Here is a 23867-nt window from a genome sequence, read left to right on the forward strand (position 1 = left end):
TCTAATTAAATGTTTTCAATTAGACTCACTTCAAAACTAATAATTTCGTTATTCTCTTTCCAGAGTAGATTTATTTATTTGTTTTCTTATTCCACCTTTTACTGATGGTTTCAACATCGGTTCACCTTCAACTAATTGATAAGCCCAATCAAACACTATTCTATCCGGAGTTATATTTTTCACTCTGATCTTTGCATAATGATTATTCCAGGTCCAGATTACATAAGTATGTCCGACTTTTGCGATAACATCCTTCGAAGGTGACCAACCGGATGTTGGTGCATAAGGGATATCATATATATCATTAGTAACTCCCATATCCTGAATGTCTGTATCATCCCATACCACCAGATAATAAGTTCCCTGATAGTTTTCGAAAAATACATCAGAATTTTGGTCATCGTAACGAACAACGGAATAGTTCGAAAATGAATAACCAGCGTTGTTAGGAAATCTTCTGTAATCGAAAATTGTTTGATTGAATCCTTCAGGTCTGGGAACAGCATAAACGACATCATAACTTAAATCACTCTCGTTTCCGTTATAATCATAAGCAGCTACCGCATAATAATATTTTTCACCATTGTTAGCATCAAAGTCAATAAAGTAATTATTTGCTGTTGAACCGATTAAAGTATATCTGCCATTATAGGAATAACTGTAGTAAACATTATAACCGGCAACATCACTTTCCCTGTTGTGATTCCAGTAAATATCAACTCTTTCATCACCATTTATAACCTGTATTCCGGTTGGTGGAGCCGGTGGAGTGTAATCTTCATAATAGCTGTCATTAACATTACAAGCTGTTAAGAAAGTTACTAAAGAAATGATTGTGACGAATGTTAATCTTTTTTTCATTTCACACCTCAATAAATAATTTCATCGTAACAAAGCCAAATGAAATGCCATAGAAAAGTTTATTCATTCCAACCTAATCAAAGGATAAACCGGAAATGTGTATGCAACAAAATACAGATACTGAGTAATTAATCGTAATTTTAATCAGATTGATGTGAATCTTCCATCGAAAAACATTTTACGATTGTTAATTACTCCAATTGCTTTTCCTGTGAGTAGTCTTTTATGAAATGGAGTATTTCTGGATTTAGATAAGAATTTTGTTTTATCAACAGTCCAGACAACATCAGTATCGAGAATAGTAAGATTAGCAATATTGCCTTTTTGAATTAAAGGCATACCAAGATTTAAAATTTTTCTCGGATTGATTGCATATTTTAGAATCAATTCTTCAATACTTAAAAGTTTTTTATGAAGTAGTTCGGTAAAAGCTAATCCAACTGAGGTTTCAAGTCCAACAATTCCATTAGGAGCATATTCGAATTCCATTTCCTTTTCTTCAATTGAATGTGGCGCATGGTCTGAAGCGATTGCGTCAATCGTTCCGTCCTTCAATCCTTCAATAATAGCTTCAACATCTTTTCTTGTTCTTAAAGGAGGATTCATTTTGGTATTTGTATCATAAGTTTTTACTGCATCATCTGTCAGCGTAAAATGATGCGGAGTAACTTCCGCAGTAACTTTTATCCCTTTTTTCTTTGCTTCACGAACCATATTTACTGCATTAGCTGAGCTAATATGTGCGATATGAACTCGTCCACCTGTATATTCAGCTAATAAAATGTCACGCATAACAATTAAATCTTCAGCAACATTTGGAATTGCAGGCAAACCAAGTAATGTTGAGTTTATACTTTCATTCATAGCTCCACCAGCAAGCGACTCATCTTCACAATGTTCGATTATCGGTAAATCAAACATTAATGAATATTCCAATGCCCGCTTTAGTAAAGAAGAAGATTTAATCGCAACACCGTCATCTGAAAAAGCAACAGCACCTGCATCTTTAAGTTCTGCCATTGGTGAAAGAACCTCACCTTTTCTACCTAATGTAGCAGCAGCAACAGGATAAACATCAACAAGATGACCAGATGCCTGCTTTTTAATAAACTCAACCACTTCTGCTGAGTCAATTGCAGGTTCTGTGTTTGGCATACATGCAACTGCTGTAAATCCACCATTCGCAGCAGCATTACAACCTGTTTCAACTGTTTCTTCATCTTCCCTTCCCGGCTCTCGCAGATGAACATGAATATCTATAAATCCCGGAGAAATTATTTTTCCGGATAAATCAATAGTTTTAATATCTCCAGAATTTATTTGAAGATTTTTTCCTGTTTCTTTTATAATTCCATCTTCTATAAGAATATCAAAATCCTTTTCGTTCAGATTCTGCAATGGATTTATTACTGAAGCGTTTTTTAATAATAGTTTCATATTATCACTTTAGTTTAAAGTTCCTAATAAATACAAAACAGCCATTCTGACTGCAACACCATTAGTTACTTGTTGAAGAATTATTTGATAAGGACCATCCGCAACATCTGATGAAAGTTCAACTCCACGATTAATTGGTCCGGGATGAAGTATAAGTATGTCTTTTTTATTTTTTTCAAGTCTTTCAGAAGTAATTCCAAAATACTTAACATACTCCCTTATTGATGGGAAGTATTCTCTCGCTTTTCTTTCAAGCTGAATTCTGAGAACATTTAGAACATCATTTTCCTGAATAGCTTCATCAATGTTGTAAATAACATCAACTCCAAGATCTTCAATGTATTTGGGAATCATTGTAGAAGGACCGCAAACTGAAACTTTAGCACCCATTGTTTTTAATCCGAAGATGTTTGAAAGCGCTACTCTGCTATGAGCAATATCTCCAACGATACAAACTTTAAGTCCGTCCAGTCTTCCGAGTTTTTCTCTGATGGAATACATATCAAGTAATGCCTGAGTGGGATGTTCGTGAATACCATCACCGGCATTGATTATATTAGCATCACAAAGTTTTGTAAGCATCAGAGGCGTTCCGGCAGCAGCATGACGAATAACAACCATATCAACTTTCATCGCTTCAATATTCCTGACAGTATCTTTTAGTGATTCACCTTTATTCACACTGCTTGTAGATACTGCAAAATTTATTGCATCAGCTGAAAGTCTTTTTTCAGCAAGTTCAAAAGATATTCTCGTCCTGGTTGAACTTTCATAAAAAAGATTTACAACTGTTTTTCCTTGTAAAGTTGGAACTCTTTTAATTGGTCTTTCCAGAACTTCGCGAAATGTGGTTGCTGTATCTAAAATTAACTGAATGTCCTCTTTAGGAACACCTTGTAACCCCAGTAAATGTCTGCTTGATAATGACATGTTTTATCCAATTATTTTTTTTCTGCTTCTACTAAATAGATGGCATCTTCACCATCATATTCTTCAACTTTTAATTTTATTTCTTCATTAAGAGATGTTGGAATGTTTTTTCCCACAAAGTCAGCACGTATTGGTAATTCACGATGACCTCTATCAACAAGGATACAAAGCTGAATGGTAGCTGGTCTTCCAAAATCCATTAAAGCATTTAATGCACTTCGGACAGTTCTTCCTGTGTATAAAACATCATCAACAAGAATTACATCTTTCTCGTTAATATCAAAAGTAATATCTGAAACTGAAACCTGTGGTTGTTTCAATCTCGTTCTGAAGTCGTCACGATAAAGAGTCACATCAAGAACTCCGAACGGAAGTTCAACACCTTCAATTTCTTTAATTTTCTTCTGCAGTCTTTTTGCAAGAAACTCGCCGCGTGTTCTCATTCCGATTAAGACCAGATTTTTTGAACCTTTATTTTTTTCCAGAATCTCGTGAGCAATTCTGGTAAGGATTCGGTCAAGTCCCTCTTTGTCAACTAATTTTGCTTTGATGTTCATATAAAAAAAATCCTCATCGGAATAAATTCCTCTGAGGTCCTTTATTTTTTAATAAATTTGATTTCTTCATTTGGTATCCTTCTCTACCTCACCGGATAGATTTAAAGGTGAATAAATATTATTTGCTGCCCAAACTTAAAATAATTTTAGTTTAAAGAAAAGAAGGTCGCTCTCAGGAATAAATTTTATTCAAAGTTGATATATCTTTGTGATGTAGAAATAAAAATTTTATACGAAAAGAATATTCTGAGTTCTTTCTAAATTTTTAATTCCTTCGGGGCGTGGCTCAGCCCGGTTAGAGCGTCCCGACAAGTCGGGAAGGTCGTGGATAATTTTTATACTTACATAATTGAGTCTCTTTCTGATCAATCCTGGTATATTGGACACACTAACAATATCGGAAGAAGATTGGAAGAGCATAACTCGGGTGAAAATAAATCAACCAGAGCAAAACGACCCTGGAGATTAATTTTTCTCAGGAAGTTTGAAACGAATTTATAAGCAAACAGATTTGAACTAAAACTTAAAAAACTTCGAAATAAAAATTTTATACGAAAAGAATATTCTGAGTTCTTTCTAAATTTTTGATTCCTTCGGGGCGTGGCTCAGCCCGGTTAGAGCGCCTGGTTCGGGACCAGGAGGTCGGAGGTTCAAATCCTCTCGCCCCGACACTTAACTTGTTATTTTTTTATTGATAGAATTTATTTTTTGGCTCAGCCCGGTTAGTACGTCCCGACTTGTCGGGAAGGTCGGAGGTTCTCCGAAGGATGCTTTGCAAAATCCTCTCGCCCCGACTAAACTTGTTATTTTTTTATTGATAGAATTTATTCTTTGGCTCAGCCCAGTTAGTGCGTCCCGACTTGTCGGGAATGTCGGAGGTTCTCAGGTGAAGTGTGAAGGTATAAAGAAATAAGTTTTTCTTAATTTAAAATTTTAGATATAAAAGAGATTATTTAATTATGGCACAAAATCATTCTTTCGATATAGTTTCGGAAATTGACTTACAGGAAGTTGATAATGCTGTTAATCAGGCATTAAAAGAAATCCATCAGCGATATGATCTAAAAGATTCTAATACAACAATTGAGCTTAATAAGAAAGACAAACTTCTTACAATAAATACAAAAGATGATTACTCCTTAAAACAAAGCATTGATATTCTTCAAACAAAGTTTATCCGAAGAGGAATTTCAATAAAAGCATTAAAGTTAAATGAACCCGAACAAGCTGCAGGTGGAAGATTAAAACAAATTATTAACCTGCAATCCGGTATATCAAAAGATAATGCAAAGAAAATTGTCAAAATGATTAAAGACTCAAAATTAAAAGTTAATGCACAGATTCAGGATGAGCAGGTGCGTGTTACAGGACCCAAGATTGATGACCTTCAGGCAGTAATAAAAATGATTAAAGACGCTGACTTAGATTTTCCAACTCAGTTCGTCAACATGAAATAATTCAACCAAGATAAGCTTTTCGCAGTTTCTCCTGGTTCAGTATTTCTGCCAGACGAAAATCTTCCTCAGAAATTTTTTCTATATCACCGAGATAAGTGTTTTCAACACCATCTTTTTCAAAATCTGATTTTACAATCTGCGCAGAAAGTATTGATAACTTTTTAACAATAAGATTTGTATGATCATTCTCATCAATTATTCCTTCTACAAAATACGGTCCCATTGAAGAAGTAAGTTCAGCATACTGGTGATACACTTTTGGAAAGATTACAGCTTCGAATGTTCCGGTTAGATCTTCAAGTGACAGGAACTTCATTATTTCACCGCTTTTGGTTTTTATTCTTTTCGAAGTCATATACCATCCGATCATTTTAACATACTTCCCTTTCTTCTGTTGCATTTCAGCAGCTTTGGTTACTGATTTATCATCAATATATTTTCTGTAAAAATGCAATGGATGTCGCGTTACCATATAACCAAATGCTTCATATTCCTGTTTACAAATTTCTTCAAGAGAAAAATTCTGATAAGTATCCACTTCATTTTCAAGAGCAAATGATTCGGAAACAAAAAGATCATTGTAATTTTCTTCAAGCAGTTTTCTTTTGTGGATATAAATATCCAGCAGGCGAAGCAAAGTTGGTCTTGTTTTTTTCAAACATCCCATAGCTCCGCATTTTATAAGAATTGAGGATTCTTCAAATCCGGTTTTCGTTCTTACAAGAAAATCAGCAAGCGATTTATATTCACCGTGAAGTTCTCTCTCTTCAACAATTTTACGAATTGTTTTAGTTGAAAGATTTTTTATTGCCATAAGTCCGATACGAATCTCATTTCCGCTGCCAGTGTATTCATACATACTATGATTGATGGATGGAAGTTTTACTTTTAATCCACAACGAACAGCTTCCCAGATGTAAACTGCAGGAGAATAAAATCCACCTCCGTTACTCAGCACAGCCGCCAAAAACTCAGCAGGATAATGTGCTTTAAGAAAAGCAACCTGATAAGAAAGCAAAGCAAATGAAGCACTGTGTGCTTTGCAAAATGAATATCCGGCAAATGATTCTATTTGTCGCCATAGTTCTTTTGTTTGTGCATCTGTGTAACCTTTCTTTTTGCAGCTTGCAAAAAAGTTTCCTTCAATTTTTTTCATAGCATCGTGCGAACGCATCTTACCACTCATTGCTCTGCGTAGTAGATCTGCTTCTTCGAGACTTAGTCCTGCAATGAAGTGAGCAACTTTAATTACATCTTCCTGATAAATCATTATTCCATAAGTTTCAGCAAGTAATTCTCCCATTTCGGGAATCAAATATTCTCTTCGGGAAGGATCTTTATGCCGCGCAATAAATTCCTGCATCATACCACTTTCTGCAACACCGGGACGAATGATTGAACTTGCTGCTGTAAGCATTTCAAATGTGTGAACATCAAGCCGGCGAAGAAGTGAACGCATTCCGGGAGATTCGATATAGAAACATCCAATGGTTTTTCCCGAACGGATTAAATCAGTCGTTGATTTATCATTAAACAGCATTTCGAAGTCGTAAATATCAAAATCAACTTCGGATGTTTTTCTCGGAATGGGCGGATAGATTGTTTTTATCTTTAATCCATTTAACCATTCTTTTGGCGGCTGATATGTCAAATGAAATTGTTCTGCCATTTTAAATAAATTAGTGTTCACTTGCACACTATTTAATATTTTTTGAATTAAAAGGCAATAGCAGAGTTGATAACCAGCAATTGATTTTTAAAGAGTTTATTAGCTAATTAACAGCAGAAATTTTTGGTGACTTTATGCAAACCGATGATGTATTAGAATGGACTTGTCAGTATTGCGGAGTAGAAAATTCTGTGTGGGTTGATTTAACAATTGAAGGCAAGCAGGATTTTGTTGAAGACTGCAGAATATGTTGCCGCCCAAATCGAATTATTGTTGTAAGAGATTATGACGGCAATGTGATGATCGAAGCCCGACCGATTGATGAATAAAAATTAACTTAAAAACTCCGCACCAAATATTACTTCAAAAAAATCAGATAGATAAGACTACCTATTACTGCAGCCGTATAAACAATCGAAAGATAAATTATTAATTTCTGCTTCTTAAGAACTATTTCATGAAGTTGCTGATTGTGATACTCAGAATTTCTTTTATCGATCAGCGAAAGCTCTTCCGGCGATGAGAGAGCATCTCCCTCAAACAAATTTTTGTTATCACTAAACTGCTCTCTCATCAAAGCATTAATCCATAATCATTCTGAGGAATGAAGAACTTTCATCGTCATCATCAGAATCATCTTTCCTTTCTGCTTTTTGTTTGGACCACGAATATCTTGAAGCATCAATTGAAAAACCTGCCGGAGTTTCTTTCTCTTCATCTTCATTATCATCCAACTGAGTTTTTGGAGAATTAACCCTCAAAATTGTTGGAGTATCCAAATCCTGTTTATCAATATTATCCTGTTCAAAAAACGATGGGTTAAATCCACTTCTCAGATGGTCTGAGAGATTTGTTTTTTTCTTATTCGTTAGAGCAGAAGTTTTTGATGCTGTGAATGTCTTTGCAGAGTTAAATCCTGTAGCAATAACAGTGTAGGAAATGTAATCATTCATTTCTTCTTTCTTTACAACACCGAATATCACATTTGCTTCTTCACCAGCAGCTTCGAAGATTACATTATTACCTTCATTTATTTCCTGCATTGTCATATTGCTCGAACCTGTAACATTAACAAGAACACTCTTTGCACCCTTGATGCTTACTCCTTCAAGCAGAGGACTTGAAATTGCTTTCTGCGCAGCTTCGATTGCACGATTTTCACCACTTGCAATTCCGCAACCCATTAAAGCTTCACCACTTTGATTCATAACAGCACGAACATCTGCAAAATCAACATTTATCAAACCTTCAATTGTAATAATATCAGCGATTCCTCTTGTTGCTTCATAAAGAACTTCATTTGGTTTATCAAATGCAGCAAATGCTGTTGTACTCTTATCAAGTATTGTGAGAAGTCTTTCATTAGGAATAACTATTAATGAGTCAACATGTTGTCTTAGCTCCTGAATTCCTTTTTCAGCATTCATCATTCGGAGTTTACCTTCCCATCTGAAGGGTTTGGTAACAATTCCGACTACAAGCGCGCCAATGCTTTTTGCAATTGAAGCGATAACCGGTGCACCACCAGTGCCTGTTCCACCGCCCATTCCAGCAGTTATGAAAACCATATCGCTTCCGCTTAAAACCTCTGCGATAAGTTCACGATCTTCTTCAACTGCTTTTCTTCCAATATTAGGATCTGCGCCGGCACCAAGTCCGCGGGTTATTGTTGTTCCGCATTGAACTTTATGAGTAGCACTGCTACCTGCTAAAACCTGAGCATCAGTATTAACTGCAATGTATTCTACACCGGTTAAACCTCTTGCAATCATACTTTCAATTGCATTACAACCTCCTCCGCCAACACCGACAACTTTCAGTACGGCAGACATTGGTTTTTCTCTATCGATTGTTGCAAAGCGCGCCATAAGGCCCTCCTACTATAGTTTTATAATTCGTTAAAAAATTCCTGAACTTTTTTAAATAACTGTTTGAACTTATTATCTGATTTTTTCAGATTTTTTCTGATTAAAATTTGATATTCACTAGACTTTCCACCCGGAATTCCTTTTATCAAACCAGCAACTGTTGCAAATTCCGGACTTTCAATTTCATTTGATAATCCCTCACCTAGGTCCTGAGGAACACCAATTCGTGTGGGCAATCCAAAAACTTCTTCAGCTAATTCTGTACAACCTCTCAGTAATGAACCGCCTCCTGTAAGAACAATTCCAGCTTTGATTTTAGATTTAAATCCTGCAGCTCTAATTTCATTATCAACCAGAGTAAATAACTCTCTCATTCTTAATGAAATGATTTGTGTTAATAAGCTTATTGGAATTTTTGTATTTCCTCTTGCACCAACACCGCGAATAAGAATATCTTCATCTTTGATTATTGCAGCTTCAGTAGCATAGCCATACTCTCTTTTCAATCTTTCCGCTTCTTCTGTGATAACACCTAAAGATTCTCTTATATCATTTGTAACCTGATTACCAGCAACTCCAATAACCCTGGTGTGCTTAATTGATTTTTTATGATAAATTGCTATGTCTGTTGTACCTCCACCAATATCAAGAAGAGCTACACCGAGATCTTTTTCACTTTCATCGAGTACAGATGCACTTGAAGCTATTGGTTGAAGTATATAATCCTGTACCTGATAACCTGCTCTTTCAACCGACTTCTTGATGTTTTCTATTGCTGCTACAGATGCGAGAACAACATGACTACTTGCCTCTAATCTTGATCCGGACATTCCAATCGGGTTTTCAATTCCTCCCTGATGATCCACTGAAAACTCTTCAGGAATAATATGAAGAATCTGTCTGTCACTCGGTATTCTGATTGTTCTTACATCAGCTTCAAGCCGATCAAGATCTTCCTTTGTAATTTCCTTTTCATCACGATTTATTGTTACATAATTTCTATGTCTAATGCTTGTTATATGTTCGCCAGCAACTCCAACATTTATTGTTTTAATTTCGATGCCTGCACGATTACAAGCTTGTGACATTGCCGCTTTAATTGCTTCTGCAGTTTTACCAATATTAGCAACCAAACCTTTGTGCAATCCTTCAGACGGTGCGACACCAAATCCAAGAATATCTATTTTATTCTTTTCAGGAATTTTTTCTGCAATAACTGCACAGACTTTTGTCGTACCTAAATCAAGTCCTGCCAGAATTTCTTTTTTCATTCTGTTAACCTGTTCCTGTTTTTTTACCAATGAAAGCTTCATTTGAAAATCTCAAGTCAATGTATGATGTATTATCTCCAATAAGATCGAGTTCTTTAGTTTTATCCCACATAATGCTCAGATAAATCATTTTCTTAACTTCATTTCCTCGTCCAAAAATTACGGGATAGTTCATCCCACTTAATGTCAAAACCACATCCCCACCAAACTTCATATTTATTTCTGCAAGGCGTTTGGAAATATCCTGATCTGTAATTCTTGCTGCATCAATTATTCTGAATGCCTGAATTATATCACTACTTTTGTTAGAAATTCCCGGAACAATTTTATCCGGTAGCTTTGCATTACTTATTAAAGGTATATCAGTGTAATTCGTGTATTCAAGAATTTTAATGAATTCAAAGTCGGCTGAAATAAAATATGGTTCACTGCTGTGAATTATAACCGCATAAATTTCTTTCTCTTTAATATTTATATCTACATTCCCCCTTCCATCAGATTTTACTTCTGCTTTGAAGATGTACGGATGTTTTTCAATTCTGTTTTTTATTCCATTCAGAGATAAATCAGAATATTCATCAGTCTGATTTAAATCCGCAAATCTGAGATACTGCTCTTTACTGAGGAGCGAGTTTCCGTGTAATGTAATCATTTTTATTTCTTCTTTCCCTTTTTTGTTATACAAAAAAAGAGCTAAGTAAAGAATTACAATCAGTATTAAAGAGAAAACAGTTAGTCCGGCAAAATTTCCAAAATCGTTTTTCATTTTTTATTCAATAATCCGACAAATTGTTCACCATATTTCCAGATATCTCCTGCACCCATTGTAACTATTATATCATCATCCTTTTTAATTTCATTTAAGAATGCTGGAATATCTTTTTTATCAGCTATGTAATGAACATTCTTATGTCCGAATTTTCTTGTTGCTTCTGCAATAAGTTCACCAGTTACACCCGGAATTGGTTCTTCACGAGCTGGATAAACATCCGTGCAAACAAATACATCGGAATTAAGAAATGATCTTCCGAACTCCTGACAAAAATCCTTCGTTCGTGAATATAAATGTGGCTGGAATACTGCAACTAATCTTCTGTCCCATCCATCTCTTATAGCTTTAAGTGTAGCCGATGTTTCTGTCGGATGATGCGCATAATCATCAACGACAAGAATTTCTTTATTATATTTAACTTCAAATCTTCTGTAAACACCAGTGAAGGATTCCAAAGCTCTCTTGATAATGCTGAAATCAATTCCCAACTCAGTACCGATTATAACAGCAACGAGTGAATTCTTTACATTATGTACACCAGGAACTTTTAAAGTTATCTCGCCAATTTCTTTACCGAAATATTTAACAGTATAATTTGTAAGAAATTTATCTTGCTTAATATCAATAGCTCTTACATCCGCCTGAGCAGTTGTTCCGTATGTTATGATTTTTTTGTTTATCTGTGGAATAATATCCTGCAACGCCGGCTCATCAAGACAAAGAACCACAAAACCATAAAACGGAACTTTACTTGCAAATTCTACAAAAGCCGATTTAATATCTTCGAGATCTTTATAGGTATCAAGATGATCACTTTCTAATGTAGTTAAAGCCGCAATAGTCGGTGTAAGTTTTAAAAATGATCTGTCAAACTCATCTGCTTCAACTACAATGAATTCACCATTTCCAAGTCGGGCATTTGTTCCGCCAAGACTGCTGAGTTTTCCACCAACGATAATTGTAGGGTCAATTCCGCCTTCGGTTAAAGTTAAACCAACCATCGAAGTAGTTGTTGTTTTACCGTGTGTTCCTGCGATACCAATTCCGTATTTCATTCGCATTGTTTCAGCAAGCATTTCAGATCTTTTAATTATAGGAATTTTTCTTTCGATTGCGGCTTTAACTTCAGGATTATCAAGTGTTACTGCAGACGAATAAACTAATACATCAACATCTTTCAGATTTTCTTCCGAATGACCTTCGTAAATTTTAATTCCAAGTTTTTCTAATCTGTCGGTTACATCAGAAAGAGATTTATCAGAGCCGGAAACTTCAAAACCCTGATTCCAGAGAATCTCCGCAATTCCACTCATTCCGATTCCACCTATTCCGACAAAATGAACTTTTTTAATATTCTTAAACATTAGCTTTTATTAATTAAGTCTTTTAATTGAGAAAATCTTTTAATTAATTCATCATCATTTTCATAATCTGAAAGTCTGATGATAACAGGTCTTATTCTGTTTTTAAGTTTTAATCTTACTAATTTCAATCCCGGAAATCTTGCATTGGCTTTTTTCGAAATTTTTATTTCTGCTATCTGATCTTTTCGAATTACTTTCGATTTAAATCTGTCGCCGAATGCAACTCCTTCATTGTTGAATTCAATGTAACGGTTTCTATAAATGTTATAAATCAAAGCAACAACTGAAATAATTACAATTATTCCAAAGAAATAAATAATTGGATCTTTTGTTATAACAGTGTAATAACCTTCAACAAACTGACCCCGGATAATTAAATAAAGTGCAAACGCAACAAAGTATATAATTGTTGACTGATAGTAAAAAGCTACATTGTATCTGAATACACTTTTATTTTTTAACTGTTCTTCTGTCATATTATTTGAGCAAATTTTATTGCGCTCAGAGCAATCTCTTTAGCTGCATCAGGTTTAGCCAATTTCTTAGCATTTGATGCAAGCTGATTTAAGTTTTCTGAATCATTAATGAGATTTAAAATAGTTTCCTGAAGTTTATTCTCCAGCTCATCATCTTTAATCAATACTGCAGCATTTTCATCAGATAAAGCTTTAGCATTATGGTATTGATGATTCTCTGCAACATTTGGTGAAGGAATTAATATTGCAGGCAAACCAAGCACAGTTAACTCAGCTATTGTTGTTGCACCAGCCCTCGCAACAAGAAGATCACAAGCTGAGTAAGCTTTATTCATATCTTCGACAAAGTCAAAAATTTTAACAGCTGCAAAGTTAAGATTTTTATAGTGATCGTAATAATTTTTTCCTGTCTGCCAGATCAATTGCAAATCATTTTCTATGAAAGTGTTTAAAGATTTTTCAATTGTTCTGTTGATTGATGAAGCACCTAAACTTCCGCCAAGAACTAAAATTGTTTTTTTATTTTCATCAAGTCCAAAATATTTTTTTGCGGATAATTTATCTGTTGTTCCGAGATATTCTCTCACAGGATTTCCGGTTACTTTAAGTATGTTTTGTCTTCTCAAATATTTTTTTGATGATTCAAAACTCAAATGAACTTCATCTGCATATCTTTCAAGCAATCGTGTTGTTATTCCTGGATAACTATTTGATTCCATTAAAATAATTTTAGCACCCATTACAGATGCGCCCCAAAGCGCCGGACCAGCGACATAACCACCAGTGCCAATTGCAACTCTTGGTTTAAATTTCATTGAAATCAAAACTGATTGAATTAGTGAAACCAAAAGTCTTATCGGAAACAATAGATTTGACAAATTAAATTTCCTTGCAAATCCTTTTATCCAAATTGATTTAAATTTATATCCAAGTTTTGGTATCACTTTTTCTTCAATTCTATCTTTTGTTCCGACAAATAAAATTTCAGATTCGGGTTTAATCTTTTTTATTTCATCGGCAACAGCAACAGCAGGATATAAATGACCTCCTGTTCCACCAGCGGCGAACAAAAAACGATATGGTGTATTACTATTGCTCAAAATTATTTCTCAGAGAAATATTCTTAGTTAAATTGTTTTCAGCCACTTTTGTTTTTTTGGAATTCAGAATTGCAATGTTAATCAGGATGCCAATTCCCATACTTAAAAATATTATAGAGGTTCCTCCATAGCTTATGAATGGAAGAGGCAAACCAGTAGTTGGGATAGTACCTGTTGCAACTGCAATGTTTACAAAAGCATAAATAGCAATTGAAAAAGTAATTCCAAACGCAAGCAGTTGTCCAAACTTATCCTGGGCTTTCTTTGCAATAAGAATTCCTGCAATGAACAGAATCAAATAGAATAAAATCACAGCAACTGAACCAATAAATCCTAATTGTTCGCCGAGAATGGCGAAGATAAAATCACCATATGCTTCAGGTAGAAATAAATTATTTTGTTTACTGTTTCCGATTCCAACACCAAACAAACCTCCGCTTCCAAGACTTACCAATGCCTGCTTTACCTGAAGATTCAAATCACCACCATTTATAATTGAATTCACAAATGATAAAATTCTTTGTCGGGAGTGTGAAAATATCATAGCGATTGCACCACCAGATAAAGCCATTGCAGCAGAAGATAAAAAAATATGTTTGAAATGAATTCCTCCAACAAACATCATTGTTAATGCAATAGCAATAATTAAAAGTCCGTTACTGATATTTGGTTGAATTAAAATCAATCCTGCAACAACAACTACCCAGATGAACATTGGTACAAAAGCATTTTTGAAATCATAGAGATAATCCGATTTCTTCTCGAGCATCACTGCCAAATGAATAATCAAAACTAGTTTGGCGATATCTGCCGGTTGGAAAGTTACTCCTGCAATACTTAACCATCTTCCTGCGCCTTTAATTTCCGGAGCAAATAGTAAAGTGTAAATCAAAAGTCCAACTGCAAAAGAAATCATTGGTTTGCTAAATGACTTATAAATTTCATACGGAATAAAACTAAACACTATCATTACGAATATGGCGATCAGTACTCTTATTAAATGTGAATTAAATAGATAAAGACTATCAGAAAATTTAATTGCACTTATTGTGCTGCTTGCAGTAAGCACAATGATAAGTCCAAGACAAATCAACAATAGTGTATCGAAGAATACTGTTAACGCAAGCTTTTTCATATTTTGTTTACGATCTCCTTAAAAACTTTTCCGCGATGTTCGTAATTTTCAAACATATCGAAGCTCGCACAAGCCGGAGATAAAAGAACAACATCGCCAGCTCTTGCTTCACTTAATGCTGATGCAACTACTTCTTCAAGATCTTTTCTTATTTCTGTTTTTACTTTGTTATGAAAGTAATTAAATATTTTTTCTGCGGATGAACCAATAGCATAAATTTTTTTTACTTTTTTAATAACAAGTTCTTCAATTGTTGAATAATCATTTCCTTTGTCAAGTCCTCCGAGAATTAAGAAAATCGGTTCATCAAAACTTTTAAGTGCAACAATAACTGAATCAATATTCGTCGCTTTCGAATCGTTGATGAATTTTATTCCTTCAATTTCTTTTACGAATTCTAATCGATGCTCAACTCCTCTGAATGTATTAAGTGCATTAATAATTTTTTCATTTTCGAAATCAAATATTTTAGCCGCTACAATCACAGCCATTGCATTCTGAATATTATGTTCTCCCTGAATAAAAATATCACTTACATTGCATGAAAATTCTTCTTTACCATTTCTGCTGAAAACAACCCGACTATCATCTAACCAGCAACCATCATTTACTTTTTCTTTGGTTGAGAACCAAAATGTTTTACTCTTATGTTGAAGTATGTATTGATTGAGCAATTCACTATCACGACCTAGAATTAAAAATTCATTTTCAGTTTGATTCATATAAATACGTTGCTTTGATAAAGCATATCTCTCAACACTATTTTCATATCTGTTAAGATGATCCGGTGTTATGTTTAATATCATTGCAACTTTAGGATTAAACTTATCAATTAAATCCAATTGAAAACTTGAAACCTCCAGAGAAAGGAATTCATTCTCTTTAACCTGATCAGCAATTTCAGAAAATGCGAGACCAATATTGCCTGCTACATAAGTTTTTGCACCACACTCATTAAAAAGATAACCGCACAAACTTGTTGTTGTTGTTTTACCATTTGTACCTGTTATTCCTATTATAGTACCTTTACAAAACCAGAAAGCAAATTCTATCTCACTGATAACTTTTAATTTTTTTGCTTTGGCTGACTTAATTACTTCTGCATCTGAAGGAACACCTGGTGAAACAACCATCAAATCACAATCGTAAACACGCTGAGAATGTTGCCCGACCTCATAATCTATGTTTGAATTTTTTAGAACCAATAAATTTGATTTTAATTTATCTTCAGAACCGGAATCGCTTACAAATGGAATAGCACCATATTTCTTTGCAAGCTTTGCAGCGCCAACACCACTTCTTGCGGCTCCAATAATTGATATTTTTTTATTCTTTATCTCCATTATCTAATCTTAAATGAAACTAAACTTATAATTGCCAGAATGATTCCGATGATATAAAACCGAACAACAATTTTTGGTTCCTGCCATCCAAGTATTTCAAAGTGATGATGAATCGGAGCCATCTTAAAAATTCTTTTGCCTTCTCCGTATTTTTTCTTTGTGTATTTGAAATACAATCTTTGTACAATCACAGAAATTGTTTCCATAAAAAATATTCCGCCAAGAATAGGAATAAACAATTCTTTTTTAATTAGTACAGCAATTATTCCGAACGCTCCACCTAAGGCAAGAGAGCCAGTGTCTCCCATAAATACCTGTGCCGGATAAGTGTTGAACCATAAAAAACCTAAACTCGCACCAACAAGTGCAGCAATAAACACTGTCAATTCACCTGAGCCAGGCAAGTAAATTATATTCAAATAATTTGCGAAGATTGCATTACCGCTGAAATAACTAAGCAATGCGAGAGCAATCATAACAATTGCAATAAGACCTGCTGCCAAACCATCAAGCCCATCGGTCAAATTAACCGCATTTGAAGTTGCAGCAATAATAAATACAACTGCTGGTATGTAAAGAAACGAAAAATCAAAATTCACATTTTTAAGAAACGGAAATGTTGTAAGCGTACTTATATCTTTAAATTCAGGTGCAAAGTAAATTGTTAATCCGACAACCAAACCAATGATGATTTGTCCAAGAAGTTTATATCTTGCTATCAGACCGTTTGGATATTTTTTTATAACCTTCAGATAATCATCAAGAAAACCAACACCACTTAGCCATAATGTTCCAACAAGAATTAAAATTATGTAGATACTTTTTATATCAGCCCAAAGAAGAACAGGAACAACAACGGAAAAAATTATTATAAGCCCACCCATTGTTGGGGTTCCGGCTTTTGACCAATGGAATTTTGGTCCATCAGCTTTTTTTGCTTCACCAATCTGATGCTGTTGTAATTTTCTTATTATCTTCGGTCCGAGATAAAAAGCAAGGAATAAACTCGTGATTGCAGCTAAAGCAGATCTGAAAGTCAAAAATCTGAAAATATCAAATCCAGGTGGTGAATAAACTTTATTTATGTATTCAAACAGATAGTAAAGCATTTACTTTAAACTTTCCTCCAAAGCTGAATAAATTTCTTCCATCTTCATTCCTCTTGAACCTTTAATGAGCACAACAGTCTTCTTTAATTGACTTCTTTTTAGGGAACTGATTAAATTTTTCTTTTCTTTAAAATGCTTTTTAACTGGTACTCTACTATTTAATGTGTTTATAATATTTTCAGAAAATTTTCCTAATGTATAAACCGTATCTAATTTCAATTCATTTATGAAAGAACCTATTTCTTTGTGTAATTTTATTGATTGACTGCCAAGCTCAAACATATCACCGAGTACAGCAATTTTTTTATATGATGGTTTCATTTTGCTTAAAAGATTAAGTGAAGCTTTCATCGAATCAGGATTTGCGTTATATGAATCGTTTATGATTATTGTGTCTTTAAATTTTTTAATCTCGAGTCGTTTATTCACCGACTTAATTCTCTTTAAACCTTTAAGAATTTGTTTATCACTCAAGCCAAGTTCTTTTGCTATTGCGAAGGCAGCAAGGAAATTTTTAGCATTCTGTTCACCAGCAATCGGAAGTTTTGTCTGAAATAACTTCTTTCCGTACTTAATTGAAATTATTGCTCTGCCCGTTTTATCAATAATTAAAATTTTTGCCTGATAGTCACTGAAGTTGTCGAAACCAAAAGTAATTTTTCTTTTTAACCGTTTTCCAAACTTTCTTAATAAATCGTCATCGTTATTAATAAAAGCAACACCACCTCTTTGAACCGTAATCTTCAACAACTCTGATTTTTCTTTAAGTACGCCATTCCTATCCTTCAGAAATTCAATATGCGAATAACCAATATTTGTTATTAAAGCTAAATCTGGTTTTGAAATTTTTGAAGTATATTTTATCTCACCGAAATGATTGGTGCCCTGTTCGACTACTAATATCTGATGCCTTGCTTTTGCATTTAACAAAGTTAAAGGCACACCAATATGATTATTATTATTTCCATTTGTTTTGTGAACTCTGTAACGAACAGAAAGAATTGCAGCAATAATTTCTTTTGTTGTAGTCTTGCCAGCACTTCCAGTGATGCCAATAACCTTCGCATTTAATTTATCTCTCCATACAGAGGCAATATCACCTAAAGATTTTGTTGTATCTTTCACAGTGATAAATGGTATTTCAAGATCAGAAAATCTTTTCAGTTGATTTTTATTAATCATTACTGCTGAAACTTTTTTCTTCACAACTTCTTCTATAAAATCATGTCCATCAAATCTTTCCCCTTTAATTGCAATAAAGAGACAATTCTTACCAATCTTTCTGGAATCAATTGAAACCGATGTAATATCCTTAAACCTATCCGGATTAAATATTTCAGCATCGGGAAGATTGAAAAAGTCGTTCAATGTTAGCTTTATCTTTTTCATCAGCTTAAAAACTCCCTCGCTGTTTCCTGATCAGAGAAATGATTTCTAACACCATTAATTTCCTGATAAGTCTCGTGACCTTTGCCTGCAATTAATATTGCAGCATCCTCTTTTGATTTTTGAATTGCATACTTAATCGCTTCATACCTGTTTTCGATTACAATAAAATTATTTTTTATAACACCTTTTTTTATGTCGTTAATAATTTGCATCGGATTTTCAGTTCTTGGATTATCTGAAGTAATTATTACAAAGTCACTTAATTCTGTTGCAACCTTACCCATTACAGGCCTTTTGGTTTTATCTCTATCACCACCACAACCAAATACAGTTACAAGTTGTCTATCACTTCCAATAATTTGTCGCAATGCAAGAATAGCTTTCTCAAGACTATCAGCAGTATGAGAATAATCTACTATTGCTTTTTTCTTTCCACTACCAATGACTTCAAATCTACCAGGCACAAATGGAGTTGATTTTATTCCATCAATAATTTTTTCTTTAGCGATGTTGGATTGATCTGCTATTGCGAATGCAGCTGCAGAATTGTAAGCATTGAATTCGCCAATCAATTTTGTTTGAACTTCGTAAGATTTTCCACCACAGGTAATCTTAAAAGATGTTCCATTCAAATCATATTTAATTGAAGAAATCACATAATCTGAATTTTCATTTTTACCGTAAGTTATTACTTTTGCTTTTGAATCAGAGACAATGTGATGAGAAGATTCATCATCAGCATTGACCACTGCAGTTGCATCAGATGGAAGTATATCAAACAAAATCTTTTTTGCATTCAGATAATTTTCAAATGTCTGATGAAAATCCAGATGATCTGATGTGATATTTGTAAAAACAGCTGAGGAAAAATTCAATCCATAAACTCTGTTCAGAACAAGTGAATGGGATGAAACTTCCATCACGGCATTTTCACATCCACTGTTTATCATCTGTAAAAACAAATCATTAAGATCATTTGATTCTGGAGTTGTGAGTTTTGAATCAATTTTTTCCGAGCCAATATAATTTGCAATTGTTCCGACTAAACCTGCTCTGATTCCAGCTGTTTCAAAAATATTTTTTATTATAAATGCCGTAGTTGTTTTACCATTTGTTCCTGTAATTCCAACAAGTTTTAATTTTGAAGTAGGATCTTTATAAAATCCTTTACTCAATTGAGCCAATGCAATTCTGGTGTTGTGTACAACTATCTTGGCAATATCAGCGTGAATAAAAATTTCATCAGGGATATTATTATTCTCTTCAACAACTACTGCTACTGCACCTTTATTAATAGCATCCATCACAAACAAATGACCATCTGTCTTATATCCTTTAATTGCCACAAATACAGAATTCTTTTTCACTTTACGTGAATCGTGTTCAATGCCAGAAACATCTTTGCGCTGAACATTTCCCGCAACCTGAATAACTTTAATGTGATTTATTAATTCAGTTAATTCCATTAATAAATACTCGCTCCTGAAATTGTTACTTCAGAACAGTTGAGAACACAAATTTCATTAGTCCGGATTTTACTACCGGGTTGAATACTTTGATTAATAACTACACCACTTCCATTAATTTTATATTTAATTCCCATTCTTGTTAAAGCACTTATGGCATCACGAACCGTACAGTTTACCAAATCAGGCATCCTTTTATCAGCAGGTAATTTTACTTCTTTAATTTTTATCTGATTGGAATCATCAGCAGTCATTCCTTTTTCTAAAGATGTGAAAAGAAGTTTCTGCTTGAATGTTTCATCAATATACTTTTCAAATTTGTCAAAATCTTTTTCAACTATTCTGGAAGCAACTGCTTTGAAAACTGGAGCAGCAACTAAACCTCCATATTTTCCAACATCAGGTGAATTGAATAAAATCAAACAAACAATCTGCGGATCTTCAACAGGAAAGAAACCGATAAATGAGGAATTGTATTGAGCTTTAGAATAAGAACCATCAACTAGTTTTTGTGAAGTTCCTGTTTTACCACCAACCGAGATAAATTCAACATCAGCATTTTTACCTGTTCCATTTTTTACAACGCCACGTAATATATTTTTCATAATTACTGATGTCTGTTCGCTTACAACTTTTCTGATTGGTTTTGGTTCAAATTCGTATTCAAGTTCACCATTGTGATTTATTCTTTTCAAAAGTAACTGAGGTTCGTAAAGAACACCACCATTAATCAATGCTGAAAAAGCTGTAATCAATTGCAAAGGTGTAACAGAAATTTCATATCCAAAAGACATATAAGCTTTTGTAATTTTTGACCAATCATTTGGTTTCTTCAGTTTACCGGCAGTTTCACCGGGCAATTGTATTGATGTCAAATTTCCAAAACCGAATCCTCGCAAATATTTATAAAAGTCATCATCTGAAATTCTTTGAGCAAGTTTTGCAATTCCAATGTTACTTGATTGTTCAATTATTTCTGCAACATTTAGATATTTATGTGGATGTGTATCTCTTATCTTCACATTTTTAAATTGATAAGTACCGTTTTCCAGATAGAGATTTTCATCAAGTCTGCAAAGTTTTCTATCCAATAACGCAGCAAGAGTGAAAGGTTTAAATGTTGAACCAGGTTCGTAAGTATCTGTAATTGCTCTATTTCTTCTTTGAAAATCATTGTACTGCCAGTAGAAATTAGGATCATAATCATCAACATTTGCAAGCGCCAGAATTTCGCCTGTGTTTGGATTCATCATTATTCCGGTTGCAGAATGTGCTTTGAACTTTTCTAAACCTTTTCTTAATTCTTCCTCAAGCACTGATTGGTATTCTTTGTTAATTGTAAGTACTAAATCCGAACCCGGAATTGCTGGTTGAGTTTCATTTTCTTCAATGCTTACTAACTCCCCGATTGCATTTTTGATTATCCGACGAGAGCCATCAACCCCTTCAATTTCTTTCTGAAAGAATTCAGTTACACCTGAAACTGGTTTACGTTCTTTGTTAATGTATCCAAGCAAGTGACTGGCTAAATTTCCGTAGTGATTAATTCGTGTTGGGTCATCTTTATAATATAAACCGGCAATTTTTATTTCACCCAAGGCTTTTAATTGTTCAGTAGTAACTTTTTTCGCTAATGTGATTGTACCTTTTTTGCCCTTCAGCAGATTTAGAAAATAACTCTTTGGTTTATCAAGCACTTTTGAAAACTTATTAGCAATCAACTCTCGTTTTGATTTGGGAAGCATCGCCAGATCAGCATAAAATGTAACATCATTCCTATTGTAAACAAGCAAGTTATTTTCTCTGTCATATATCAACCCAAAATCCGCTTCAATTTTTTCAACATCTGTTTGTTGCTGAAATGCATAATATGAATACTCCTCGCTTTTAACCAATTGAATATTTGCTAATCTTATTACCAGAACGGTAACAAGAATGAAAACTGCAAATATTATTATGAGTGCCCGGGTGTTATTCATATTTAAATTTAATTTCGTTCTCGAGTTCTTCTGTTTTTTCTCTTGATACTTTAATTAAGATCGATGGTTCTATTCGTTTAATCATACCAAGTTGAGAAGAAGCTATAAACCTGATTTTATCTTCTGTAGTCACATCCTGGTACTCTGCCTGAAGACTGACTAATTTTTGATTTTCTGCCTTCAATCTTCTTTCTACTTCTTCTTTTGATCTTATTGTTTCCTCATAACTTATTTTCACTATCACAACAGCTATAAAAAAAATTGTTACAATTACAAGTAAAAACAGAACATAAAAAATCAGAGGTTTAGCACTTTTACTCATATTCTTTCCGCAGCTCTTAATTTTGCACTTCTTGCACGTCGGTTCAACTTAACTTCATCTTTTGAAGGAAGAATTGGCTTCTTGGTTAAGATTTTCAACCTGGCTGATTTCTTTTGCAATCCAAATGGATCTTCTTTTGGACTGAGACTGGTAATAGATTCATTCCGGAAAAAATCTTTAACTATTCTATCCTCCAAAGAATGATATGAGATGACAACCAACCTTCCACCTGGTTTGAGAACTTCAACTGATCTTTCTAAAAATTCTTTTAGCATATTCAATTCATCATTCACATAAATCCGGAGCGCCTGAAATACTCGAGATAATGTTTTAGTCAGATAATTAACCGGAGTAAATTCAGAAATAATTTCTTTCAGATCGGTTGTGGTTTCGATTTTCTTAATCTCTCTTTTATTAACTATTGCCCGGGCAATTTTTTTATGATTTCTCTCTTCACCAAAATTCCGAATTATCAATGATAACTCCTCTTCACTCAATTCATTGACTACATCAGCGGCAGTTTGTTTTTTACTTTTATCCATTCTAAGGTCAAGCAAAGTTTCTGTACGAAATGTAAAACCTGAATCCGGATCATCCAGTTGAAAGGAAGAGACTCCGAGATCTGCAAGTATACCATCAAATGCCTGAAGAGATTCTATTTTAGCTATCACATCCACCATTGAAAAATTAAATTTATAAAGAGAAACCCGCTTATCGTCTTTAAACTTTTCTTTACAATAATTAAAGGCATTTTCATCAACATCAGTAGCAATTAACTTCCCCTTTGAATCGAGCTTTTGTAGGATGGCTACGGAATGACCGCCAAATCCTAAAGTTGCATCGAAATAAGAACCGGATTTATCAGTAATTAAAAGATCAATACTTTCATTTAGTAGGACTGGAGCATGAACTATACTCATCGTGAAGCCATAACTTTAGCTGCTATCTCTTCATAACTTTCTGGTGAACTGTTAAGGTAATTTTCAAAAACTTTTGGATTCCATACTTCTATTTTTCTTAAAGCACCGAGAATCAGAACTTCATTTTCAATTTTTGCATATTCCAATAGATTCTGGGGGATTAAAATTCTTGCCTGCGAATCCATTTTATCTTCCGAAGCATATTGAGAAATCATTCTAAGGAATCTTGCTTCAGATTCACTGAATGAGTTTAACTGAAGAAGCTTTTCTTCAATCTTTAACCATTCATCCATTGGATAAAGATCTATGCAGGAAGATAGTCCTCTGGTCATTACGAAGGTATCATTAGCTTCGGGAGAGATATGTTTGCGGAGCTTTGCAGGGATGCTAATTCTGCCTTTGTTATCTATGGAATATGTAAATTGACCTTTAAACATTGCAT

Annotated in this window: 24 protein-coding genes and 1 tRNA gene; 4 read left to right on the forward strand and 21 right to left on the reverse strand. The window is 34.0% G+C overall.

Features of this window, described 5'->3' with window-relative positions; genetic code table 11:
* Positions 1 to 48 precede the first annotated feature (48 nt).
* From Q0X14_RS05610 to pyrR, 4 genes are all read right to left on the reverse strand, one after another.
* A complete protein-coding gene (locus tag Q0X14_RS05610; RefSeq protein WP_297843622.1) occupies positions 49 to 861 on the reverse strand; it encodes a hypothetical protein in 813 nt (270 codons plus the stop codon).
* A 144-nt stretch (positions 862 to 1005) separates the two neighbouring features.
* Positions 1006 to 2298, reverse strand: coding sequence for a dihydroorotase (locus tag Q0X14_RS05615; RefSeq protein WP_297843625.1), 1293 nt, complete (start codon positions 2296 to 2298; stop codon positions 1006 to 1008).
* A 9-nt stretch (positions 2299 to 2307) separates the two neighbouring features.
* On the reverse strand, positions 2308 to 3228 hold the full coding sequence (locus tag Q0X14_RS05620) for an aspartate carbamoyltransferase catalytic subunit (RefSeq protein WP_297843628.1): 921 nt from the start codon (positions 3226 to 3228) through the stop codon (positions 2308 to 2310).
* 11 nt (positions 3229 to 3239) lie between these two features.
* Entirely contained in the window at positions 3240 to 3785 is a 546-nt protein-coding gene (gene pyrR, locus Q0X14_RS05625; RefSeq protein WP_014561047.1) for a bifunctional pyr operon transcriptional regulator/uracil phosphoribosyltransferase PyrR, read from the reverse strand.
* A 324-nt stretch (positions 3786 to 4109) separates the two neighbouring features.
* Between pyrR and Q0X14_RS05630 the strand changes: the two genes are divergently transcribed.
* The 3 genes from Q0X14_RS05630 to Q0X14_RS05640 all read left to right on the forward strand — a co-directional run bounded on the left by Q0X14_RS05630 (position 4110) and on the right by Q0X14_RS05640 (position 5242).
* A complete protein-coding gene (locus Q0X14_RS05630) occupies positions 4110 to 4286 on the forward strand; it encodes a GIY-YIG nuclease family protein (protein ID WP_297843630.1) in 177 nt (58 codons plus the stop codon).
* A 93-nt stretch (positions 4287 to 4379) separates the two neighbouring features.
* A tRNA-Pro gene (locus tag Q0X14_RS05635) sits at positions 4380 to 4454 on the forward strand.
* Between the two features lie 290 nt (positions 4455 to 4744).
* Positions 4745 to 5242 carry a YajQ family cyclic di-GMP-binding protein gene (locus Q0X14_RS05640; protein WP_297843633.1) on the forward strand — a complete coding sequence of 166 codons (498 nt, stop codon included), beginning with the start codon at positions 4745 to 4747 and terminating at the stop codon, positions 5240 to 5242.
* A 1-nt stretch (position 5243) separates the two neighbouring features.
* On the opposite strand, the gene Q0X14_RS05645 is transcribed toward Q0X14_RS05640, so the two are convergent.
* A complete protein-coding gene (locus Q0X14_RS05645; RefSeq protein ID WP_297843635.1) occupies positions 5244 to 6911 on the reverse strand; it encodes a hypothetical protein in 1668 nt (555 codons plus the stop codon).
* Positions 6912 to 7045: 134 nt separating this feature from the next.
* On the opposite strand from Q0X14_RS05645, the gene Q0X14_RS05650 reads away from it, so the two are divergent.
* Complete coding sequence (locus Q0X14_RS05650; protein ID WP_297843638.1) at positions 7046 to 7240, forward strand: CPXCG motif-containing cysteine-rich protein; 195 nt, start codon at positions 7046 to 7048, stop codon at positions 7238 to 7240.
* A 29-nt stretch (positions 7241 to 7269) separates the two neighbouring features.
* On the opposite strand, the gene Q0X14_RS05655 is transcribed toward Q0X14_RS05650, so the two are convergent.
* Genes Q0X14_RS05655 through mraZ form a run of 16 tightly spaced genes read right to left on the reverse strand, consistent with a single transcriptional unit; the run spans position 7270 to position 23862 of the window.
* Positions 7270 to 7485, reverse strand: a complete 216-nt coding sequence (locus Q0X14_RS05655) for a hypothetical protein (RefSeq protein WP_297843641.1) — start codon at positions 7483 to 7485, stop codon at positions 7270 to 7272.
* A 7-nt stretch (positions 7486 to 7492) separates the two neighbouring features.
* Positions 7493 to 8779, reverse strand: coding sequence for a cell division protein FtsZ (ftsZ, locus tag Q0X14_RS05660; protein WP_297843644.1), 1287 nt, complete (start codon positions 8777 to 8779; stop codon positions 7493 to 7495).
* A 20-nt stretch (positions 8780 to 8799) separates the two neighbouring features.
* The gene (ftsA, locus tag Q0X14_RS05665; RefSeq protein WP_297843647.1) at positions 8800 to 10092 is read right to left on the reverse strand and encodes a cell division protein FtsA; all 1293 of its coding nucleotides are present in this window, start codon (positions 10090 to 10092) and stop codon (positions 8800 to 8802) included.
* Positions 10055 to 10816, reverse strand: a complete 762-nt coding sequence (locus Q0X14_RS05670; RefSeq protein ID WP_297843650.1) for an FtsQ-type POTRA domain-containing protein — start codon at positions 10814 to 10816, stop codon at positions 10055 to 10057. Before Q0X14_RS05670 ends, ftsA begins: the two co-directional genes overlap by 38 nt.
* The gene (gene murC, locus Q0X14_RS05675; RefSeq protein WP_297843653.1) at positions 10813 to 12186 is read right to left on the reverse strand and encodes a UDP-N-acetylmuramate--L-alanine ligase; all 1374 of its coding nucleotides are present in this window, start codon (positions 12184 to 12186) and stop codon (positions 10813 to 10815) included. The genes Q0X14_RS05670 and murC overlap by 4 nt, the downstream gene beginning before the upstream one ends.
* Positions 12186 to 12662: a hypothetical protein gene (locus tag Q0X14_RS05680; protein WP_297843654.1), complete on the reverse strand. Its 477-nt coding sequence runs from the start codon at positions 12660 to 12662 to the stop codon at positions 12186 to 12188. The genes murC and Q0X14_RS05680 overlap by 1 nt, the downstream gene beginning before the upstream one ends.
* Positions 12659 to 13762: an undecaprenyldiphospho-muramoylpentapeptide beta-N-acetylglucosaminyltransferase gene (murG, locus tag Q0X14_RS05685; protein WP_297843657.1), complete on the reverse strand. Its 1104-nt coding sequence runs from the start codon at positions 13760 to 13762 to the stop codon at positions 12659 to 12661. The genes Q0X14_RS05680 and murG overlap by 4 nt, the downstream gene beginning before the upstream one ends.
* A complete protein-coding gene (locus tag Q0X14_RS05690) occupies positions 13752 to 14897 on the reverse strand; it encodes a putative peptidoglycan glycosyltransferase FtsW (protein WP_297843660.1) in 1146 nt (381 codons plus the stop codon). Before Q0X14_RS05690 ends, murG begins: the two co-directional genes overlap by 11 nt.
* Positions 14894 to 16240 (reverse strand): UDP-N-acetylmuramoyl-L-alanine--D-glutamate ligase, encoded by a 1347-nt coding sequence (gene murD, locus Q0X14_RS05695; RefSeq protein WP_297843662.1) that lies wholly within the window; start codon positions 16238 to 16240, stop codon positions 14894 to 14896. Before murD ends, Q0X14_RS05690 begins: the two co-directional genes overlap by 4 nt.
* Complete coding sequence (mraY, locus tag Q0X14_RS05700) at positions 16240 to 17349, reverse strand: phospho-N-acetylmuramoyl-pentapeptide-transferase (RefSeq protein WP_297843665.1); 1110 nt, start codon at positions 17347 to 17349, stop codon at positions 16240 to 16242. Before mraY ends, murD begins: the two co-directional genes overlap by 1 nt.
* Entirely contained in the window at positions 17350 to 18738 is a 1389-nt protein-coding gene (murF, locus tag Q0X14_RS05705) for a UDP-N-acetylmuramoyl-tripeptide--D-alanyl-D-alanine ligase (protein ID WP_297843668.1), read from the reverse strand. It lies immediately after the preceding gene.
* Positions 18738 to 20204, reverse strand: a complete 1467-nt coding sequence (locus tag Q0X14_RS05710; protein ID WP_297843671.1) for a UDP-N-acetylmuramoyl-L-alanyl-D-glutamate--2,6-diaminopimelate ligase — start codon at positions 20202 to 20204, stop codon at positions 18738 to 18740. Before Q0X14_RS05710 ends, murF begins: the two co-directional genes overlap by 1 nt.
* Positions 20204 to 22183, reverse strand: a complete 1980-nt coding sequence (locus tag Q0X14_RS05715) for a penicillin-binding protein (protein ID WP_297843674.1) — start codon at positions 22181 to 22183, stop codon at positions 20204 to 20206. The genes Q0X14_RS05710 and Q0X14_RS05715 overlap by 1 nt, the downstream gene beginning before the upstream one ends.
* Positions 22176 to 22505 carry a cell division protein FtsL gene (locus Q0X14_RS05720; protein WP_297843676.1) on the reverse strand — a complete coding sequence of 110 codons (330 nt, stop codon included), beginning with the start codon at positions 22503 to 22505 and terminating at the stop codon, positions 22176 to 22178. Before Q0X14_RS05720 ends, Q0X14_RS05715 begins: the two co-directional genes overlap by 8 nt.
* Positions 22502 to 23425 (reverse strand): 16S rRNA (cytosine(1402)-N(4))-methyltransferase RsmH, encoded by a 924-nt coding sequence (gene rsmH / locus Q0X14_RS05725; protein WP_297843679.1) that lies wholly within the window; start codon positions 23423 to 23425, stop codon positions 22502 to 22504. Before rsmH ends, Q0X14_RS05720 begins: the two co-directional genes overlap by 4 nt.
* Positions 23422 to 23862 (reverse strand): division/cell wall cluster transcriptional repressor MraZ, encoded by a 441-nt coding sequence (gene mraZ / locus Q0X14_RS05730; RefSeq protein ID WP_014561067.1) that lies wholly within the window; start codon positions 23860 to 23862, stop codon positions 23422 to 23424. The genes rsmH and mraZ overlap by 4 nt, the downstream gene beginning before the upstream one ends.
* Positions 23863 to 23867 lie beyond the last annotated feature (5 nt).

The sequence above is a fragment of the Ignavibacterium sp. genome (assembly GCF_025998815.1).
Lineage (GTDB): Bacteria > Bacteroidota > Ignavibacteria > Ignavibacteriales > Ignavibacteriaceae > Ignavibacterium.